Annotated in this window: 17 protein-coding genes and 2 pseudogenes; 7 read left to right on the top strand and 12 right to left on the bottom strand. The window is 50.4% G+C overall.

Translation table 11 applies throughout. The features are described 5' to 3' along the window. Positions 1 to 75 precede the first annotated feature (75 nt). The 5 genes and pseudogenes from QZL66_RS11060 to rpmE form a co-directional block, all read right to left on the bottom strand. Positions 76 to 708: pseudogene (locus QZL66_RS11060) on the bottom strand (CHC2 zinc finger domain-containing protein); the annotation flags it as partial. 119 nt (positions 709 to 827) lie between these two features. Continuing rightward, complete coding sequence (locus QZL66_RS11055) at positions 828 to 1643, bottom strand: ADP-ribosylglycohydrolase family protein (RefSeq protein WP_022411783.1); 816 nt, start codon at positions 1641 to 1643, stop codon at positions 828 to 830. A gap of 115 nt (positions 1644 to 1758) precedes the next feature. Beyond that, positions 1759 to 2769, bottom strand: coding sequence for a deoxyguanosinetriphosphate triphosphohydrolase (locus QZL66_RS11050; protein ID WP_022411782.1), 1011 nt, complete (start codon positions 2767 to 2769; stop codon positions 1759 to 1761). Between the two features lie 274 nt (positions 2770 to 3043). Next, entirely contained in the window at positions 3044 to 3685 is a 642-nt protein-coding gene (locus tag QZL66_RS11045) for a YigZ family protein (RefSeq protein ID WP_022411781.1), read from the bottom strand. 80 nt (positions 3686 to 3765) lie between these two features. Next, complete coding sequence (rpmE, locus tag QZL66_RS11040; protein WP_022411780.1) at positions 3766 to 3966, bottom strand: 50S ribosomal protein L31; 201 nt, start codon at positions 3964 to 3966, stop codon at positions 3766 to 3768. Between the two features lie 94 nt (positions 3967 to 4060). Here rpmE and QZL66_RS11035 point away from each other — a divergent pair, with 94 nt between their 5' ends. Then, positions 4061 to 4663, top strand: coding sequence for a hypothetical protein (locus QZL66_RS11035; RefSeq protein WP_293615115.1), 603 nt, complete (start codon positions 4061 to 4063; stop codon positions 4661 to 4663). Here QZL66_RS11035 and fliB read toward each other — a convergent pair. From fliB to QZL66_RS11000, 7 genes and pseudogenes are all read right to left on the bottom strand, one after another. Then, the gene (gene fliB / locus QZL66_RS11030; RefSeq protein ID WP_022411778.1) at positions 4636 to 5661 is read right to left on the bottom strand and encodes a flagellin lysine-N-methylase; all 1026 of its coding nucleotides are present in this window, start codon (positions 5659 to 5661) and stop codon (positions 4636 to 4638) included. The genes QZL66_RS11035 and fliB overlap by 28 nt on opposite strands. A 74-nt stretch (positions 5662 to 5735) precedes the next feature. Next, positions 5736 to 7556, bottom strand: coding sequence for a cellulase family glycosylhydrolase (locus QZL66_RS11025; RefSeq protein WP_022411777.1), 1821 nt, complete (start codon positions 7554 to 7556; stop codon positions 5736 to 5738). A 234-nt stretch (positions 7557 to 7790) separates the two neighbouring features. After that, a complete protein-coding gene (locus tag QZL66_RS11020) occupies positions 7791 to 8207 on the bottom strand; it encodes an NUDIX hydrolase (RefSeq protein ID WP_022411776.1) in 417 nt (138 codons plus the stop codon). A 13-nt stretch (positions 8208 to 8220) separates the two neighbouring features. Next, positions 8221 to 9883: pseudogene (locus tag QZL66_RS11015) on the bottom strand (class I adenylate-forming enzyme family protein). Positions 9884 to 9888: 5 nt separating this feature from the next. Beyond that, a complete protein-coding gene (locus QZL66_RS11010) occupies positions 9889 to 10488 on the bottom strand; it encodes an indolepyruvate oxidoreductase subunit beta (RefSeq protein ID WP_022411773.1) in 600 nt (199 codons plus the stop codon). Then, positions 10485 to 12227, bottom strand: a complete 1743-nt coding sequence (gene iorA / locus QZL66_RS11005; protein WP_022411772.1) for an indolepyruvate ferredoxin oxidoreductase subunit alpha — start codon at positions 12225 to 12227, stop codon at positions 10485 to 10487. The genes QZL66_RS11010 and iorA overlap by 4 nt, the downstream gene beginning before the upstream one ends. 216 nt (positions 12228 to 12443) lie before the next feature. Next, a complete protein-coding gene (locus QZL66_RS11000; protein WP_022411771.1) occupies positions 12444 to 12677 on the bottom strand; it encodes a YdbC family protein in 234 nt (77 codons plus the stop codon). 232 nt (positions 12678 to 12909) lie between these two features. Between QZL66_RS11000 and QZL66_RS10995 the strand changes: the two genes are divergently transcribed. The 6 genes from QZL66_RS10995 to QZL66_RS10970 all read left to right on the top strand — a co-directional run bounded on the left by QZL66_RS10995 (position 12910) and on the right by QZL66_RS10970 (position 18867). After that, positions 12910 to 13692, top strand: coding sequence for a polyphosphate polymerase domain-containing protein (locus tag QZL66_RS10995; protein WP_022411770.1), 783 nt, complete (start codon positions 12910 to 12912; stop codon positions 13690 to 13692). Further along, on the top strand, positions 13685 to 14437 hold the full coding sequence (locus QZL66_RS10990) for a DUF4956 domain-containing protein (protein ID WP_022411769.1): 753 nt from the start codon (positions 13685 to 13687) through the stop codon (positions 14435 to 14437). The genes QZL66_RS10995 and QZL66_RS10990 overlap by 8 nt, the downstream gene beginning before the upstream one ends. A gap of 214 nt (positions 14438 to 14651) precedes the next feature. After that, positions 14652 to 15314 carry a hypothetical protein gene (locus tag QZL66_RS10985; RefSeq protein ID WP_022411768.1) on the top strand — a complete coding sequence of 221 codons (663 nt, stop codon included), beginning with the start codon at positions 14652 to 14654 and terminating at the stop codon, positions 15312 to 15314. Between the two features lie 66 nt (positions 15315 to 15380). Continuing rightward, entirely contained in the window at positions 15381 to 17984 is a 2604-nt protein-coding gene (clpB, locus tag QZL66_RS10980) for an ATP-dependent chaperone ClpB (protein ID WP_022411767.1), read from the top strand. Between the two features lie 271 nt (positions 17985 to 18255). After that, entirely contained in the window at positions 18256 to 18531 is a 276-nt protein-coding gene (locus QZL66_RS10975) for an HU family DNA-binding protein (RefSeq protein WP_022411766.1), read from the top strand. Between the two features lie 21 nt (positions 18532 to 18552). Continuing rightward, complete coding sequence (locus QZL66_RS10970) at positions 18553 to 18867, top strand: DUF6465 family protein (protein WP_022411765.1); 315 nt, start codon at positions 18553 to 18555, stop codon at positions 18865 to 18867. The last annotated feature ends 13 nt before the right edge of the window (positions 18868 to 18880 follow it).

The raw sequence follows: 18880 nt of genomic DNA, 5'->3' as shown, positions 1-18880 counted from the left end.
GGAGTTGCTGCCTTTGGCGAAGTTTAGGGAAAAGAGGTTTCTGCCCTTGTCAAATACCGGTGTTTTGGCAGTGTTGAGGTATTTTGGCTGTTTGTCATCCATAACACGTCCGCCGAATCCGATCACAGAACCTCTGGTGTCCACAATGGGGAACATGACACGGCATCGGAACGCATCATAAAGCCTGCCGCTCTTTGCAGAGCGGTGTGCCACATCTGCCAGAAGCAGCTCTTCCTCTGTGAATCCTTTTTTCAGCAGGTGATCGGTCAGCAGGTTCCAGCTGTCCGGCGCATACCCAAGCCCATACTTGCGGATGGTCTCCGGCTTGAGTTTTCGGGAAATCAGATATTGCAGTCCGCGCTTGTCCTGATTGGCGGTCAGGCAGCGAAAGTAAAAGTTTGCCGTTTCCCGATTGATGGCGAGGATTCTCGTGCGCATGCGGGAGCGGCTTTCCGCCTCTTTATCCGTGGGAAGCTGCAGTCCGCTGCGCTCTGCCAAAAGCTTGACTGCATCTGAAAATTCCAGATTTTCGATAAGCTCGATCCATTTGATGACATCGCCGCCCGTCCCGCATCCAAAGCAGTAAAAGCTTTCCGTATCCGGATAGATGGTGCAGGAGGGAGAGTTGTCCGAGTGAAACGGACACTTGCAGACATAAGTTCTGCCACGCCGGATGAGATTGACATAATTGCCGGCGATGGTTTCCATGGGACAGGCAGTGTGTACCTGTTCCAAAAAGTCAGCGGAATATATCATGTTCTGTCACACACTTTCTCATGGATACAGTATCACAGCAACAGCTCGGAGTGAATTCCGGGCTGTTTATCTTATGAAAAATTCGGATATCTGCGGTGAAATTTAGCGACGGTACTAACCATGGTGACCGGAATATATCTCAAACAAGCACGCTTGATTGATTGCGGAATCCCGAATACGGACTCTGCGATTGCACCTGCAATCGCTGCAATCGTATCAGAGTCACCACCGTACGAAATGGCAGTTCTAACCGTGTCTTCAAAGTCTTCAGCTTCCAGAACTGCCTTTATTGCGATAGGCATCGTACCATGAACAGTTTCGTCAAACACACCGGGATGCACCTTGGCTATACCGTCGACATAAAATTCTGCGCTGTGCTCGTCCGATAGCGTGTACTGCAGCATGTTTCTGAGATACTGCTTGCCGTCGTCCGCAGGCATATCCTTCACCATCGACACGGCAGTAACGAATAGATTTACCCATGCCAGGGAAATCGGATGGTTGTGGGACACTTCTGTTGCCCATTTTGCGACACGTTCACGAATCCCTTCGTCCAGCACGGCTGCAGGACTTATACGCATACACGCACCGTTGCCATAGCTATGATAAGGCTGAGGGTTGTCGGATTCCAGCCATTCCCAGAATCCCAAACCATAGCCTCCCTGAGGGTAGAGCTTCCAGAACCTCTTGTAGCAGTCGATGACCGTTTTCTTAAAGGACATTTCGTTCTGCATATCGCCTTCAAGAATGGCAGCCATCAATGCGATAGTCATAGCCGAGTCATCTGTGATTTGACAATCCGGATGGAAGAACTCGAAATCCTTTGTGTGGATATTATTGAACTCAAATCTGCTGCCTGCAATGTCGCCTATAATCGCACCTAGCATGCATTACCTCCTTGTGTTCGTTGCTTTGTATTTGTTTGTGATATCTATACGATAACACAACCCGTATCTGCGCACGAAGTTCAGCAATGGGCTGTCTGTCACGGCGCAGAACATGTCAGGAAATCGGACTGGCAGATGATCTCCAGCCCTTGGGAATAAACAGTTCGGTGTATAGATCCACAGCGTATCCGTCACTCATGCCGGAAATATAATCGCATACCGCACGGTCAATGTCCTCTTGCTGTGCAATTCTCTGGTATTCCTCCGGCAGCGCATCCGGATGGGAAATAAAGTACCGGTAGAGTGTTTCGATCAGCAGTTCCGCCTTGTGCTCCTCCTGTTTGGCGATGGGATTGTAATAGACACAGTCAAACAGGAATGTGTGCAGTTTGTCATGCATGGCTTGAATTTCCGGAGCCATTCCGATTTTCTCCGGACCGTGTGCCACGACCGCTCCCACCAGCGTGGTAATGCGCTTGGTCTTGGTATTCCCCAGAACCTCTGTAACATCTGTCGGCAGGTCTTCTTTGCGGAGAATTTCTGCACGAATAGCGTCTTCGATGTCGTGGTTCATGTAGGCAATGCGGTCTGCTACCCGAACCACATTGCCCTCCTTGGTTGCGGCAATCCGGTTGGTATGGCACAAAATGCCGTCCCGCACCTCTTCCGTCAGATTGAGTCCGGCACCGCCTTTTTCCAGCCGTTCCACAACACGCAGACTCTGTTCGTAATGCCGATAGCCGTGGGGACAGATGCGGTTCAGGATTGCCTCGCCGCTGTGCCCGAAAGGAGAGTGCCCCAGATCGTGTCCCAGTGCGATTGCTTCTGTCAAGTCCTCATTGAAGCGAAGCGCACGGGAAATGGTTCTGGCGATCTGTGCTACCTCCAGCGTATGTGTCAGCCGTGTGCGGTAATGATCGCCTACGGGGGAGAGAAAGACCTGCGTCTTTCGTTTTAACCGCCGAAAGGAGTTGCAATGTAAAATCCGGTCACGATCCCGCTGAAACGCCGTGCGGTAAGGGCAAGGCATCTCCGGACGTTCTCGCTTGGCGTGGCCCGCATTGGGGCAGGCGTAGGGGCTTAGAATCTGTAGTTCCAACTGTTCCTGCTGTTCTCGAATCGTCATTCCGTTCTCCTCCATTCCACCAAAAAGGCACATCGTTTGCGGAGGGAATCGCCCTCTCTATCTAATATTACGCAGCGGATGTCAAAAACTCCTCTTTTTTGCTAAGAGCCTGTTTCACATCTTTTTCCGTACGTCTTTTCGGCGGATTTTGCCGGTGACTGCGTCAAAAATCCTTGCCATACGACAGTATGCCTGCGGATTTTTTCCTTGTCACCGACAAAATCATGCTCGAAAATCCGCGCATAAAAAGATACGGAACAAGCTCTGAAATTTTTCAGGAATCCCTGTGACAGCTGGAAAAATCGGCATACTCCTTGTCGCCGATCTGCAACTGAATCTGATTTCCGGTCAGATCAATGAGCTGCTTTTGCAGTTCCGGCAGGATGGTGTCCCGCACCAGAAGTTCCATACGCACCTGATCTTCAAACGTCACATTTTTCTGAATGAGATCTGTTTTCGGGAGTGCATAGGCGATTTTTCCGTATAGGGAGTAGTCGGCTTGGAGCGAGACCGGATAGCAGGGTAGCATGATCTGCACCTTTGCCTGTTCAATGGCGAGCGCTGTGCTGTGGGAATAGGCCCGCACCAGTCCGTTGCTGCCCAGAAGCACACCGCCGAAATACCGTGTCACCACACAGCAGATATCGGTCAGCTCTTTTTTTTGCAGGACGTCCAGAACCGGCATGCCGGCAGTGCCCTGTGGTTCGCCGTCATCGGAGTAGCGGGAGGCATTTCCCTCCCGCAGCAGATAGGCGTATACGTTGTGTCTGGCACGGCGATGGTTCTTCCGCACGGTTTCGATAACTGAAACCGCTTCCTCCGCTGTGCGGACAGGGGCGAGATATGCGATGAATTCCGACTTCTTTTCCACAAAAGAAGCGGTTGCAGGTGCTGCAATCGTTCGGTATTCTGTCAAATGGTATCACCTCTGAGAATAGACAAAAAAGGACGGTACCATAATACCGCCCTCTTTCGATTGTCCGGTTTCCGTGGAACTTAGTCCAGGTTGAAACGCTTCTTGAAACGATCTACGCGTCCGCCGGTATCTACCAGCTTCTGCTTACCAGTGAAGAACGGGTGGCACTTTGCGCAAATTTCCACCTTGATATCCTTCTTTGTAGACATGGTCTCCATTACGTTGCCGCAGTGACAAGTGATGGTAGTCTTTTCAAAATTCGGATGAATGCCTTCTCTCATGGGGTTTCACCTCCTGTATCTGTTGTTTGTATCAACAGCAGCCCATCGGCCATTGCGCCGACAGTAGTCCTGTGAATCTCTATTTTCCTGCGGCATGGCCGCTACAGTTTTTTATTATAGCACAGTTTCAGATGCTTGTCAAGCATTTTTTTTCAAAAAAATATTGTTTTTGCAGAAAATCGACGAGTCTCTCGTTGCCGATGTACTCCTTGCAGAAAAAGATGCGGAGTTTTCCGCCGGAAAATATCAGGGTATAGGTGGCGCCTTTTTGGCGGATTTCCGTGAGATCTGCCCAGTGATAGATTCGCCTTTTCCCGAACATGCTGTGCTTTTCCAGAAATGTATCAGTGTAGAAAATGCGGTAATTGCGCCGGAGCAACATCAGATAGACACCGGCAAGGCTAAGGAAAAGAAACAGAATACCGCAGAGAAAAGCGTCCCAGTCGGTCATGCCGTCAGCCCAGATGACCACGCCGAGAATCCCGGAGGATGCAAAAATGATAAACCAGATGACACCTGTAATTCCAAACGTTTTGGAGATAGTCACGCTGTTCTGGCAGGTACTCTCCTCGCTTTCTTTTTCCATACAGCAGTCTGTCCACCGGTCGATCTGACGGGAAAAGAGTTTGGACAGCAGGGAAGAAACTGCATGGAGAAATATCGAAACCATCATGCATCTCCCAGTTTTTCCAGATAGGCACAGAGTGCTGCCGGCGAAAACGCCTCCTCCGTTTCCAGACACCACTTCAATTCTGCCACATTGTCGCTGTCTGATTCGATTTCCTTGAGAAACAGCTGCCAGATGCGAAGCTGCTGCTCCTGCGTGATGAGATACAGCCGGCAGCAGATACTCACCACGGCGCACACGGAAAAAGCAGCCTGCTGGACTGGCAAGATGGCAGAATCTGCAAAAACAGCACGGAGATACTGCCGGTAGAAAAAGTCAAAGGCAAACGCACGAATCTCACAGTCCAGCGCCTCAGAGATCACACCAAGCTTATCTTGCGCTGCCGCTGACTGTTCCAGAATCCTTCGCCAATCCGCTGTGAGAATTTCGCAGGATTGCAGAAATGCAAAAATTGCCGTACCGGAATCAGTTGCGGAACATTCGGAAAGGGGAATGTTCTCCCACTCGCACGCCAGCTTCAAACAGCTTGACAGCTGCGCCAGTGCCGGATGTCTGGTGTCACGCATCAGCTGAAACAGCATTTCACGCTGTTCAAACAGCTGCTGCATGCGGTCTGCGTCATATTCCGGCATATCTCCAGCCAGCTCCGGATGTTCCTCCCAGCGAAGCTGCAACTTTTCCGGCGGAAGCGTGAGAAGCATCCGTGCAGCTTCCGGACACTCCATAGAGAGGTCGTATTCCACGAAATCGCCGTAGTCCTGCGTGATGCGGGGGAATTTTCGGCAGGTGTCGCAGAGCGCCTGTTCTCCCAGCGTGGCATGAATGTCGCACAGTTTCGCTGCGTTCCAAAAGGGACACTTGCCATCCTGCGCAGCAAAGATCACATCGCCGTCTGCATCCTCTGCCATCGCCTGACGAATCCGTTCTCCCAAGCCGCCGGATACGGTTCGATACCGTTCCACACTGGCATCGTCCAGCACGATTTCCCATCCGGCACAGCAGCTGTCCGGACAGGCGCCGGCAATACAGCGAAATTCCCCGTATTTGGGAATATAGTAGTTTTTCATATCATTTCCTCATAAAATGCCCCATCCGCAAAAACGAGCAGATGAGGCATCTTTCTGATATCAAGTTTTTGATTTTATGCCAGAACCAGTTGACGCAGTGCACCCAGATCCATACCGTTGATGACGCCGTCACCATTCAGGTCGGCAGTTTCCAGATCGGCAGTTGTTTCCAGACGGAGCAGATACCGCTGGAGCATAACCACGTCAGCAACGCTTACATCGCCATTGTGGTTGACATCGCCCAGTTCGAAGAGATCCGGATCAGTCGGATTGGTCGGGTTTGTGGGATCAGTCGGATTTGTCGGGTCTGTGGGATCGGTCGGATTGGTCGGATCGGTCACCAGTTCCGCAGCCGGCAGTGCGGCAATGCGGTAGATGGTCATATCCGAACCAGCACGTGCAAACAGATGTGCAATGGTGCTGATATCATCGCCCCAAGCCTTCTTGATGGCATCATACGAATAATAGGCAATGCCCTTTTCCTCGTCAATGTCAAAAGCGCTGATTTCAGTCCAGTTGCCCCAGGCAGCGTTGGTCAGTGCGAGAATTGGCGCAGCCGAGCCCTCATACTGGATGGCGATTTCCTTATCTGCGTTGATGTGTGTCGTGCTGACATCCAGTCCCGGTGTGCAGTTTCCACCGTCTCCGTCAGCTGCAATCAGCTTCAAACCAGCGGTATTCTCATAGATCACATCGCCGTTTGCAACATCGCCGTGCTTCCAGGAGGGAAGGTGCTTGTCGCTGCCCCAGACAACGCTGTTGTCCTGCATAACGGTCATCATCGCATCTACAACCGGTTCCGAAGCCTCATACCAAGTGTTGTTGCTGCGGTCTACATAGCCGTGAGCCTCTGAAGCAGATGTGGAATTGGTGATAGCATTGTTGTCCCACAGTACACAGGGAATGCCCAGCTTCTTGGTCCATGTGAGGTAATAGGTTGCCCAGTCGCAGCGTGCGTCAGTGTTGTTGAAGTTGGAGGCGCTGAATTCGCCAAGAACAACAGGAATATCCTTGTCGGTGAAGTAATACCGGATGTCGGAGAACATGGTATCCAGATCACTCTGGTAGTTGCTGGAGAATGTGGTGTGGTCGCCGTCGCCCATGGCAAATGCATAGGGAGTATAAGCATGCAGAGAAACTGCAACATAATCATCGTCCGGAACTTCCAGATAAGAGTAAGCGCTTGCATAAGCGGAAGCGGCATAGGATGGAATCATCAAAAGACGTGTCTGCTGATAGGGGGAGTCGATGGAACGAACGGTGTTCACAAAATCCTGATCCAGCTTGTTGACCACTTCATAGCATTCCGCATTGCCCTGCCACTCATAGGAAGCGCCAGTCTGCCGAGGCTCATTCATACCTTCGAAGATTAGATGCTGGTCGTAATCCTTAAAGTAGGTGGCGATCTGTGTCCACATCTGCTTCAAACGCTCGGACATCTCGTCATAAGCGTTCGGGAAATCGGAACGATTGATCCATTCCTCGTGGTGCAGGTTCAGAATGACATACATGCCCTGATTGTAGGCATAGTCCACAACTTCCTTAACACGCTGCATCCACTGTTCATTGATGGTGTAAACCGGCTTGCCGTTTTCATCGGTAGTTGTGGTGACGTTCTGATACCACGTGGTAGGAATTCGAATGGTGTTGAACCCCTTTGCCTTGACAGTATCGATCAGTTCCTGTGTGACTTTGGGATTGCCCCAGCTGGTTTCACCGTATCCGGTGGAGTCCAGCGAGTTACCAATGTTCCAGCCGATGGACATGTTTTCTGTGATGTCCTCAGCCGCCATAGTTCCCTCAGCGGAACCGGTTGCCGGGAAAAATGCCATGCCGGAAAGCAGCATTACTGCGGCAGTGCCGGCGGCAAACCATTTGCGAGCCTGAAATTGCATAATTATCCTCCTTAAAAATCTTCACCAAACAAAATGCCGAAAAAGTGGCATATTTTCTTTTATTATATCATGAAAAATCAGAAAAGTCAATGAATTTTATGCCAGCTTTTCATACCTTTTTGTACAAAATTGCAACTGTGTTCTTGGTGAACATGAACAAAAGCACCGAACGAAATGACTTCATCCGATGCTTTTGCGAGGTTTCCTTTTTGAATATTTTCCTGTGAGCAGCTGTTATGGTTTACGATCCAACAAAAACTGAAACAGCACAGGTGTAATTGCAGGATATGTCAGATTGTCAGGCAGCGAGGCAAACGCCTTTTGCTCTGCCATTTCACTTTCTGGAATGTCGGAAAATCGCCGAATCACCGCATGAAATACAACGCCGTTGGCACCATGTAGGGTATCCTCATCCCAAGCACGATAATCGCAAATCGGTTCGATGTCAAAGTCTACGGCACCGGACTCCTCAAACAGCTCTCGTTTTGCTGCCTCCAGCGGTGTTTCTCCGGTTTCAATATGACCGCCCTGCGTTTCCCATGTGGTTCGTTCTTTGTGCCGGCTCAAAATAATTTTTCCATGGCTCTCGGAAAGAATAACCACATATTTGTAATTTTTCAGAGTATTTATCTCGTAGGTTTTACAACGCATGATCTATGTTTCTTTAGCTCTGATTTTCTTTTTCGATCAGATAGTCGCCGCAGTACATTTTTCGCAGCTTCGGCTTCTCGATTTTGCCGGTTGCATTGCGGGGAACTGGTGCGAAGATGATTTTCCGCGGACGCTTATAGCGGGGCATACCCATGCAGAATTCGTTGACCTCTTCTTCGGTACATTCCACACCCTGCTTCAGTTCCACAATAGCTGTGGCAATTTCGCCCAGACGCTTGTCCGGCAGACCAATGACAGCCACATCCTTGATTTTCTCAAACTTGCTCATGTAGTTCTCGATTTCCACCGGATAGATGTTTTCGCCGCCGCTGATGACTACATCCTTTTTCCGGTCTACGAGGAAGTAGAATCCGTCCTCATCCTGCCGTGCCATGTCGCCGGTGTAGAGCCAGCCGTCATGCAGCACCTCTGCGGTTGCCTCCGGATTATTATAGTAGCATTTCATCACGCCGGGACCTTTGACTGCCAGCTCGCCCACTTCACCCTGCGAAACTGTGTTGCCGGATTCGTCGATGATCTTGACTTCCCAGCCATATCCCGGCACGCCGATTGCACCGACCTTGCGGATGTTTTCCACGCCGAGGTGCACGCAGCCCGGACCGATGGATTCGCTCAGACCGTAGTTCGTGTCGTATTGGTGATTCGGGAAATACTGCTTCCAACGGTGAATCAGACTTTGCGGAACCGGCTGTGCGCCGATGTGTATCAGCCGCCACCTGTGCGCCGATGTGCATCAGCCGCCACTGAGAAAGCTCGTAGTCCTCCAGATGGACAGTGCCATTGTCCAGTGCCTCCAGAATGTCCAGTGCCCACGGCACCAGCAGCCAGACAATGGTGCATTTCTCACGGGAAACTGTCTGAAGAATGGTTTCCGGATTCACGCCCTTGAGGAGTACAGCACGGCTGCCGGAGAGCAGACTGCCGAACCAGTGCATTTTTGCGCCGGTGTGATACAGCGGGGGAATGCAGAGGAATACGTCGTCCTTGGTCTGGTGGTGGTGCTGCTGTTCCACCTTGCAGGCGTGCATCAGGCTGCGGTGCGTGTGCAGGATCGCCTTGGGAAAACCGGTGGTTCCCGAGGAGAAGTAGATGGCTGCATCATCCTCATCTGTCAGCGGCACGCCGGGAGTGATGCTGGCGCAGTTGGAGGTCAGCTTGTCGTAGTCCTCTGCGAACGAAGGACAGTCACCGCCCACATAGAACAGAATGCGGTTCTTGCTGACGGATTCTGCGATGGTCTCCATTCTGCCGATAAACTCCGGCCCGAATACCAGAACATCCACATCTGCCAGATCCATGCAGTACTTGATTTCCTCGGCGCTGTACCGGAAGTTCATGGGAACTGCCAGTGCGCCGGTTTTCAGGATGCCGAAATAAATGGGAAGCCACTCCAGGCAGTTCATCAGGAGAATTGCCACCTTGTCACCCTTTTTCACGCCACGGCTCATCAGCAGTTGTGCAAAACGATTGGCTTTTTCGTTGAACACGTGCCATGTGATTTCACGGCGATACCAGAACGAGGAGGTCGGCTGAATCAGATCGTAGTCCTTCCACAGAACCCGACGCTTCTCCTGAATCTGCGGATTGACCTCGACAAGGCAGACATCATTGGCGTATTTTCTGGCGTTTTCTTCTAAAATATCTGTAATCGGCATGTCTGTTACTCCTGTCCTTCGGAATCGTTGGTTCCATGATATTCAAAACCGGTGAGGAATGCGGTCTGATTGATGGCGATGGTTTTTGGCGGAACGGTTTCGGCGATGACCTGAAGCCATTCCTCCTTGGAAAATTTCATGTGCTGTGCAGCAACGCCCAGAATGATCGTGTTGAAAACACGAATGTTGCCCAGTTTCATTGCTTCTGCGGAGGCATCGATGGACAAAACACGGTAGGACTTCCGGAGCGTTTCCAGAATTCCTTCCGGATATTCTGCCGCGCCAATGACAACCGGCATGGGGTCGATGCGGGTGTCGTTGACAATAATAGTTCCGCCCGGCTTCAGGAAGTGTGCGTACCGCAGTGCCTCCAGCCGTTCAAAAGCGATGAGGATATCTGCCTGTCCCTCTTCCACAATAGGCTCTGCCACGTTTTCGCCGTACCGCACAAAGGTGACAACACTTCCGCCACGCTGTGCCATGCCGTGTACTTCGGAGAGCTTGACATCATAGCCGCCGGTCAGTGCGATTTTTCCCAGTACACGGCTGGTCAAAAGCGTGCCCTGTCCGCCGACACCAACGATCATAATATTCACTGCGTTCATTTGGATTGACCTCCTTTTTCACGGGGAATCAGTTCGATTGCATGGAACTTGCAGCGTTTTTCGCAGAGCTGGCAGCCGTTGCACATTGCAGGATCGATCTGCGGAATGCCGTTTTCCTGCTTGCGCATTGCCGGACAGCCCGGAACCAGACACTGACCGCATTTCTTGCAGGCGTCCTCGTGGATGATGCATTTGCCCTTTGGAATAAACTCCTTGAGCAGGGCACACGGTGACTTGGTGATAATGACAGAGAGCGCATCCCGCTGGGTTTCCTCTTTCAGGAGCTTTTCCAGTCCCTCGATGTCGAACGCATCGATCTCGTAGACATGTTCAATGCCCATTGCCTTGCAGAGATGATAGATGTTGATGGCGTAGGTAGGATCTCCCTGCAAGGTCTTTCCGGTTGCAGCGTGATCCTGGTGGCCGGTCATGCCTGTGGTGGAGTTGTCCAGGATGATGACCGTTCCCGTTGCCTGGTTGTACACCATGTTCATGAGAGAGTTGACACCGGTGTGCATAAAGGTGGAGTCACCGATCAGCGCTACCCAATTTTTGACGTAGTCCTTGCCTTTTGCCTTTTCCATACCGTGCAGCGTGGAGATGCTGGCACCCATGCAGACATTAAAGTCCACCACATTCAGCGGGGCAACAGCACCCAATGTATAACATCCGATGTCGCCGGCACCATGCAGCTTCAGCTTTTTCAGAACGGAGAAGACACTGCGGTGCGGACATCCCGGGCAGAGAATCGGCGGGCGCTGGGGTGCAGCAGCCGGCTTGGTCAGGGTGATCTCCTCTTTCAAAATGGCACGGCGCAGCATATTTGCGCTGTACTCGCCCTGTACCGTGAAAATTTCCTTGCCGATGACCGGAATGCCCCACGCACGAATCTGCTCTTCGATGACCGGTTCCAGCTCTTCTACCACATAGAGTGTATCCACCTGTGCTGCAAATTCCTCAATCAGCTTTCTCGGCAGCGGATGCACCAGTCCCAGCTTCAGAACAGAAGCATCCGGCAGCGCCTCCTGTACATACTGATAGGGGATACCGCTGGTGATGACACCGATTTTCTTGTCACGGTATTCCACACGGTTGATGTCAAAGCTGCAGGCGTCCTCTGCCATTTGTTTAAGACGCTGTTCCACAACAATGTGCCGCTTTCTTGCGTTCGCCGGCATAAGTACGTTCTTTTCAATGTTCTTGACATACGGCTTGTCTGGGATTTCCTCCCGTTCTTCCGGATGAACCACACCCTGCGAGTGGGAAAGACGTGTTGTGGTGCGGACGATCACCGGCGTATCGTAGGTTTCACTGTAGGTGAACGCCAGCTTGGTGAAAACACGAGCCTCCTCGCTGTCGGACGGCTCCAGAACCGGAACCATTGCAGCACGTGCCACCATTCTGGTATCCTGCTCGTTCTGGGAGCTGTAGATACCGGGGTCGTCGGCTGCAACCAGTACCAGACCGCCGTTAACACCGGCATAGGAGATGGAATAGAGCGGGTCAGATGCCACGTTCACACCAACCAGTTTCATGGAAGCCATGGCACGAACACCGGCAATGGAAGCGCCGATTGCCACTTCCATTGCCACCTTTTCGTTAGGAGACCACTCGGCGTAGACCTCCGGATATTTTGCGATATATTCACTGATTTCTGTACTTGGGGTTCCCGGATAAGCGGCGGAAACCTTAACGCCTGCCTCATATGCACCCTGTGCAATGGCGGCGTTGCCCAGCATAATTTTAGAATGACTCAACAAATTCCCTTCTTTCGATCAAATTCGCAAAGAATTGCATACTCTTTATTATAATACATTTTGGCGAAAATCACAAGATGTTTTTTGAGTTTTGTATGTTGTGCATGTCTTTATTCCTGTTTGTTGTGCAATTTCACGAAAAAAGCGGACTTGCCGAGAATGTGTCACAGCAAGTCCGCAAAAATACGAAACAGACGCTTATTCAAAAGAGTCCAGATCCAGTTCTGCCAGCAGATCCTTCAGGGAAGCCACCTCGTCTGCCGACAAGGTCACGCCCTTTCCCATCTTGCTGTGATCCGGTGCCCAGTCCCGAATGTCATACTTCGGTTCCCGTTCGTTCCAGCTGATGAGGTTCAGTTCCTTGTTCCAGCCCCGTGCGTTTTCGCCAATCACGCCGATGTGCTCTACGATCTCATATTTCAGTTCTGCCATTTTGATAAACTCCTTTCGGTTTTCTAATGCGTACGCTTTCTATTATACAAGATGTCTTTTGGAATTGCAACTGCTTTTTTCAAAAAATCTCGGAGATTTTTTTCGGAATCGTCGATATTACCAAAAACATTAAGATTATTTCAAGCATCGCATTCTATAATGACAACAACAAAAGCAATTTCGGTTGCAAGAAAGGAGGAACCCGCACCGGAAGCCGTGTGCAGGGAACACAATGGCAATTCAAACATTTGCACGAAAAGAGATTAAATTTCTGCTTACAGAAGCACAGTACCAGAGCCTGCTCCCGCAGTTGGAGCGGTACATGAATCCAGATCAGTTTTGTGTGGACGGCAAGGAATACGGCATCTATAACATCTATTATGATACGCCGGATGATTTTCTCATTCGGGAATCTCTTGCCAAGCCATATTATAAGGAGAAGATTCGGCTCCGCAGTTATCTTTCTCCCGCCAATCCGGATAATACCGTGTTCTTGGAAATCAAAAAGAAAATCGGAGGCATCGTCAACAAACGGCGTGTCACTATGAAACTGCAGCAGGCGGAAGCGTATATGCTGCACGGCATTCGCCCCGATCTCGGCGGAAAGTACATTCAGGAGCAGGTGATGGATGAGATCGAAGTATTTCGCCAGCGTTATCCTGTCGTTCCCAAACAGTACATCAGTTACCAGCGTGCCGCATACTTCGGAAAAGATGACCCGAATTTCCGCCTGACATTTGACCGTGCGCTGACCGGCAGACGAACCGATGTGTCTTTGGCGCTGCCAAGCAGCGGTGATCTGATTTTGCCGGAAGGAATGCGCCTGATGGAAGTGAAGATTGCCGATTCCATGCCCATGTGGATGGCAGAAGAACTGGTATTGCTTCAGGTATATAAGACAAGTTTTTCCAAATACGGCCGTGCCTACGAGATCTATGTACAGGAGCAGGAATGTACGGACTGGGTACGCCCGCAATTGAAAGTAGAGAAAGGAAGACGTTACGACTATGCTTAACACTTTGACCAATTTTATGGCATCTGTCAATGACACAGATATCTCCTCTTTGTTGACCTCCATTGGCTCTGCCACCGGTTTCAATGTCACCGTGACAGATATGCTCTTCGCCCTGATTCTCAGCGTTGTGATGGGATTTCTCATCAGTCTGGTGTATATTTTCACACACCGGAAATCGGGCTACACCCAAAGCTATGTTCTGACCATTCTGATGCTGCCGCCAATCATCGCCATTGTTCTCGTGATGATCAATTCCATGGCAAGCGCCCTCAGCCTTGCCGGTGTGTTTACCCTTTGCCGGTACCGTACTGTGCCCGGCGACCCGAAGGACATCACCTATGTTTTTTTTGCCATGGCAGTCGGCGTGATTTGCGGCATCAACAGCAGTGAAAATGTGTGGTTCGTCTTTGTGTTCTTTGCTGTCATTGCCGCTGTGCTGATTCTGGTGGAGGTGCTGCACTACGGCATTTGCAAGACCAGCAACATGACGCTGAAAATCACCATTCCGGAAAACCTCAATTATGTGGGACTGTTTGACGACGTTCTCAATGAAAACACCGCCAGCTGGCATCTGAAGCGGGTCAAGACCACCAATTTCGGTTCGCTGTTCGAACTGGTCTACAGCATTCAGCTGAAAAATCAGGTGGATCAAAAAAAATTCATGGATGACCTCCGGAAGCTCAACGGAAATCTGACCGTCATCCTCTCTCTGTATCGCTATGAAGATCAGGTCTATGACAAATAAGAACCTCTCTCATACTTCTCCTTACGTTTGAAAATAAAGCAGAAACGTGCAGAATCGATCTGAAATTGCGACTTTAAGATTGCTTTTTTCAGAATATTCTGCATTTTTCTTTGCAAATCAAGAATTTGAAATCATATTATATAATTTGCTTGACAAGTTATGAAACTTGTGATAGAATATAAATCAGAAACGGAAAGAAAATGAGGTGATCCGAATGAAACGAAGTATGTACAGTTTGATTTTAAGCGATGACATTGTGGCTGCGGTGGATGCGCTGGCGGCGCAAAAGGGAACCAGCCGTTCTAACTATATCAATCAGGTGCTGGCGAAGCACGTACAGTGTATTACGCCGGAACAGCAGATGCAGCGGGTATTCGCCAATCTGACGCACCAGATGGACGAGGCGTTTCGCATACAGGAACAGGGTTCCAATGCACTGCTTTCGATTCTCGGATCCGTGCAGTATAAATATCGGCCCACCATCCGCTATCGTGTGGAGCTGCTGCGCAACATGCAGCAGGAGGAAGTGGGACGGCTGAAAATCTCCTGCCGAACCCAGAATCAGACACTTCTGGATGCAATGGCACAGTTCTTCCGGTTCTGGGTAAAGCTGGAACAGAAATACGATGCGAACGGTGCATGTGCACAGGGATTGTATCAGATAGAATCGGGCTGCATGACCATGGCGCTGCTGCGAAGCGGTGCAGCAACAGATGAGCAGCTGGGAGAGATCGTAGGAAATTATATTCGCATGTTCCATGCAGTGCTGCAATCATATTTTGCAGGAATACAGCAGGATATTTCGGGTACGGTATTATCACGTGCGCTGGAACAGCAGTATGCGGAGCTGCGGGAACAGCTGCATGATTCCGCATAGAGTGGGAAAAACGAAAAGTGAGAAAAAAGAGCATCAACCATTGACTTTGGAATGGAGGCATGTGTTATGAATATGGAAAAACTGACGCAAAAATCGAGAGAAGTCATTCAGGCGGCCAACAGTCTGGCAATCGAGAACCAGAATCAGCAGATCGAACAGGTACATCTGTTAAGTGCGCTTTTGGAACAGAACGGCGGTTTGATTCCGCAGCTGTTTGAGAAAATGGGCGTCGCTGTGGAAAATGTCCAGATTCAGCTGAAATCTTCCATTGATGCATTGCCCGCTGTTACTGGCAGCGGTCGGAAAGCAGATGAGGTGTATATTGCACAGGATGTGGATCGTGCACTGCGGGAGGCAGAAAAGGAAGCTTCTCGGATGAAGGATGAGTACATCTCTGTAGAGCATCTGATGCTGGGCTTGTTCGATGCCATGAATTCGACGGTTCGCAAGGTGCTTCAGCCGTTTTCTGTAACCAAGGATGCATTTTTGGAGGCACTGATGAAAGTGCGTGGCAACCAGCGTGTTACCACAGAGAATCCGGAAGAAACCTATGATGTCCTGTCGAAATACGGACAGGATCTGGTGGAGCGTGCCCGTGCCGGAAAACTGGATCCGGTCATCGGCAGAGATAATGAGATACGAAATGTCATTCGAATCCTCTCCAGAAAGACCAAGAACAATCCGGTTCTGATTGGTGAGCCGGGTGTCGGTAAAACTGCCATTGCAGAGGGCTTGGCACTGCGAATTGTGCGTGGCGATGTCCCTGCCAACCTGAAAGACCGGAAGATCTTCTCGCTGGATCTGGGCGCCTTGATCGCCGGCGCAAAGTACCGTGGCGAATTCGAAGAGCGTCTGAAAGCGGTTTTGAACGAGGTGAAGAAGAGCGAGGGCGGTATCATTCTGTTCATCGATGAGCTGCATACCATTGTGGGTGCCGGGAAATCGGATGGCGCAATGGATGCAGGCAATCTCCTGAAGCCGATGCTGGCACGTGGCGAACTGCATTGCATTGGTGCAACGACACTGAACGAGTACCGGCAGTATATTGAAAAAGATGCTGCCTTGGAGCGTCGGTTCCAGCCGGTTATGGTAGATGAGCCGACCGTAGAGGATACAATTTCGATTCTGCGTGGCCTGAAAGAACGGTACGAGGTATTCCACGGCGTAAAGATTCAGGATCAGGCACTGATTGCAGCAGCAACGCTGTCTGACCGGTATATCACGGATCGCTTCCTGCCGGATAAGGCAATCGACTTGGTGGACGAAGCTTGTGCCATGATTCGAACGGAGATGGATTCCATGCCCACAGAGCTGGATGAGATTCGCCGGAAGATCATGCAGCATGAGATCGAGGAAGCCGCACTGAAAAAAGAGGATGACAAGCTGTCCAAAGCACATTTGCAGGAGGTACAGCAGGAACTCTCTGAGATGCGGGATCAGTTCAACGAGATGAAAGCCAAGTGGGAGAACGAGAAAAATGCAATCTCCAAGGTACAGAAGCTGCGAGAAGAATTGGAACAGGTCAATGCAGAAATCGAGCGTGCAGAACGTGATTACGATCTGAACCGTGCTGCGGAACTGAAATACGGCAGACTGCCGACACTGCAAAAGGAACTGGCAGAAGAGGAAACCATTGCAGAAAAGCAGAAGGAAGAGAAGGACTCGCTGCTGCGTGATAAAGTAACGGAAGAGGAAATCGCACGAATCGTCGGCCGCTGGACTGGCATTCCGGTTTCCAAACTGATGGAGGGCGAGCGGGAGAAGCTGCTCCATATGGAGGATGTGCTTCATCGCCGTGTCATCGGTCAGGACGAAGCAGTGACAAAAGTCAGCGAGGCAATCCTCCGCTCCCGTGCCGGTATTCAGGATCCCAACCGTCCTCTTGGCTCGTTCCTGTTCCTCGGTCCGACCGGTGTTGGTAAGACCGAACTGGCAAAGGCACTGGCGGAGGCATTGTTTGACGATGAGAACAACATCGTTCGAATCGATATGAGCGAATATATGGAGAAGTTCAGCGTCAGCCGTCTGATCGGAGCACCTCCCGGATACGTTGGTTACGAGGAGGGCGGTCAGCTGACAGAGGCTGTGCGCCGGAAGCCGTACTCGGTAGTTCTGCTGGATGAGGTGGAAAAGGCACATCCGGATGTATTCAACATCCTGCTGCAAGTGCTGGATGACGGCAGAATCACAGACTCTCAGGGCAGGACCGTGGATTTCAAAAACACCATTATCATCCTGACCTCGAACCTTGGCTCTCCTGCCATCCTGGAGGGCATGGATGAGAACGGCAACATCTCGGAGACAGCGAGAAAGGAAGTGGACGCACTGCTGAAGCAGCAGTTCCGTCCGGAATTCCTGAACCGTCTGGATGAAATCGTTTTCTACAAGCCTTTGAATCGCTCAGAGATTTTCCGGATTGTAGACCTGCTGCTTCAGAAGCTGAAAAAGCGGCTGGAGGAAAAACAGCTGGATCTGGAAGTATCGCAGGCAGCCAAGGAGTATATCGTCAACGAGGGATATGATGTCAACTACGGTGCACGTCCGCTGAAACGGCTGATCCAGCAGAAGCTGGAGACGCTGGTTGCACGGGAGATCATTGCCAACGATCCGGCACCGGATACTGTTATTCGCATCGACTACGATGGCACAAAGCTGTTTGTCAAGAAATAATTGACAGGCATGAAAAATAAAGGCATCCGCTTTCGCAAGGAAGAGAGGTGCTGAATGAAAAATACAGGTTTTCCGCAAGGCTTTTGGAAAGGCACATCTGCCGCTCCGAAAGCGATGGAAAGCCTGTATTTTTTCTGTGCTTTTTCATAAAAAGCAAGAGAAAAAACCTCGAAATTCCGTGCAAATGTCATTTTTTTGCGAAGTTCTTGACAAACGAAAAATAATGGTATATAATTCGTAGTAGATTTCAACGAATTGGAGGAGCGATCTTATGACAAAAACAGATCTGATCGAAAAACTGCACGAGGAAAACTATTGCACCAAGAAGGATGCAGAAGCTTTGGTAAGCGCAGTTTTTGACGCAATCCGGGAAGCATTGGTTGCTGGCGAAAAGGTGACCATTTCCAAGTTTGGCACATTCGAGGTACGGGAGCGCAGCGCAAAAGAGTGCAAGAATCCCCGTACAGGAGATACGATTCAGGTAGCCGCTTCCAAGGCACCTGTATTCAAGGCAAGCAAGAATCTGAAGGAATCGGTGAACGCATAAGTCTTTTAGGAGGGAATAAAAATGCCGAGAACGAAAAAGACGACGGCTGCTGCAACAGAAGCAACACCGGCAAAGACCACAACAGAAAAGAAAACAGCGGCTGCAACGGAAACAGCTCCGAAGAAAACACGGACACGGAAAACGGTGAGCGTAACACTGCAATATGGCGGTATGGACTGGAGCACAGACGTTTTGACAGATCGTGCAATTGTGGCATGGGCTGCGGAACAGGGAAAGACAAAGACTGCTGCCAAGGATATCAAGCTATACGTAAAGCCGGAAGAAAACATGGTTTACTATGTGATCAACGGAGATGCTGGGAAGTTCTCCCTCTAACAATCAAAAATAA

The organism is Ruminococcus sp. CAG:330 (genome assembly GCF_000437175.1).
GTDB lineage: Bacteria > Bacillota > Clostridia > Oscillospirales > Ruminococcaceae > Ruminococcus_C.
Note: the sequence above shows the minus strand (reverse complement) of the source record. Positions and strands in the feature narration are given on the sequence as shown.

What these genes read in the sequence shown, in the direction of transcription:
- QZL66_RS11020 (WP_022411776.1), bottom strand. Translation starts at nt 8,207, where the DNA reads ATGCGTTGTAAAACCTACGAGATAAATACTCTGAAAAATTACAAATAT.
- QZL66_RS11050 (WP_022411782.1), bottom strand. Translation starts at nt 2,769, where the DNA reads ATGACGATTCGAGAACAGCAGGAACAGTTGGAACTACAGATTCTAAGC.
- QZL66_RS10975 (WP_022411766.1), top strand. Translation starts at nt 18,256, where the DNA reads ATGACAAAAACAGATCTGATCGAAAAACTGCACGAGGAAAACTATTGC.
- QZL66_RS10985 (WP_022411768.1), top strand. Translation starts at nt 14,652, where the DNA reads ATGAAACGAAGTATGTACAGTTTGATTTTAAGCGATGACATTGTGGCT.
- QZL66_RS11000 (WP_022411771.1), bottom strand. Translation starts at nt 12,677, where the DNA reads ATGGCAGAACTGAAATATGAGATCGTAGAGCACATCGGCGTGATTGGC.
- QZL66_RS10990 (WP_022411769.1), top strand. Translation starts at nt 13,685, where the DNA reads ATGCTTAACACTTTGACCAATTTTATGGCATCTGTCAATGACACAGAT.
- QZL66_RS11055 (WP_022411783.1), bottom strand. Translation starts at nt 1,643, where the DNA reads ATGCTAGGTGCGATTATAGGCGACATTGCAGGCAGCAGATTTGAGTTC.
- QZL66_RS10970 (WP_022411765.1), top strand. Translation starts at nt 18,553, where the DNA reads ATGCCGAGAACGAAAAAGACGACGGCTGCTGCAACAGAAGCAACACCG.
- QZL66_RS10995 (WP_022411770.1), top strand. Translation starts at nt 12,910, where the DNA reads ATGGCAATTCAAACATTTGCACGAAAAGAGATTAAATTTCTGCTTACA.
- QZL66_RS11025 (WP_022411777.1), bottom strand. Translation starts at nt 7,556, where the DNA reads ATGCAATTTCAGGCTCGCAAATGGTTTGCCGCCGGCACTGCCGCAGTA.
- QZL66_RS11035 (WP_293615115.1), top strand. Translation starts at nt 4,061, where the DNA reads ATGGCCGCTACAGTTTTTTATTATAGCACAGTTTCAGATGCTTGTCAA.
- fliB (WP_022411778.1), bottom strand. Translation starts at nt 5,661, where the DNA reads ATGAAAAACTACTATATTCCCAAATACGGGGAATTTCGCTGTATTGCC.
- QZL66_RS11010 (WP_022411773.1), bottom strand. Translation starts at nt 10,488, where the DNA reads ATGAACGCAGTGAATATTATGATCGTTGGTGTCGGCGGACAGGGCACG.
- iorA (WP_022411772.1), bottom strand. Translation starts at nt 12,227, where the DNA reads ATGCTGGGCAACGCCGCCATTGCACAGGGTGCATATGAGGCAGGCGTT.
- clpB (WP_022411767.1), top strand. Translation starts at nt 15,381, where the DNA reads ATGAATATGGAAAAACTGACGCAAAAATCGAGAGAAGTCATTCAGGCG.
- rpmE (WP_022411780.1), bottom strand. Translation starts at nt 3,966, where the DNA reads ATGAGAGAAGGCATTCATCCGAATTTTGAAAAGACTACCATCACTTGT.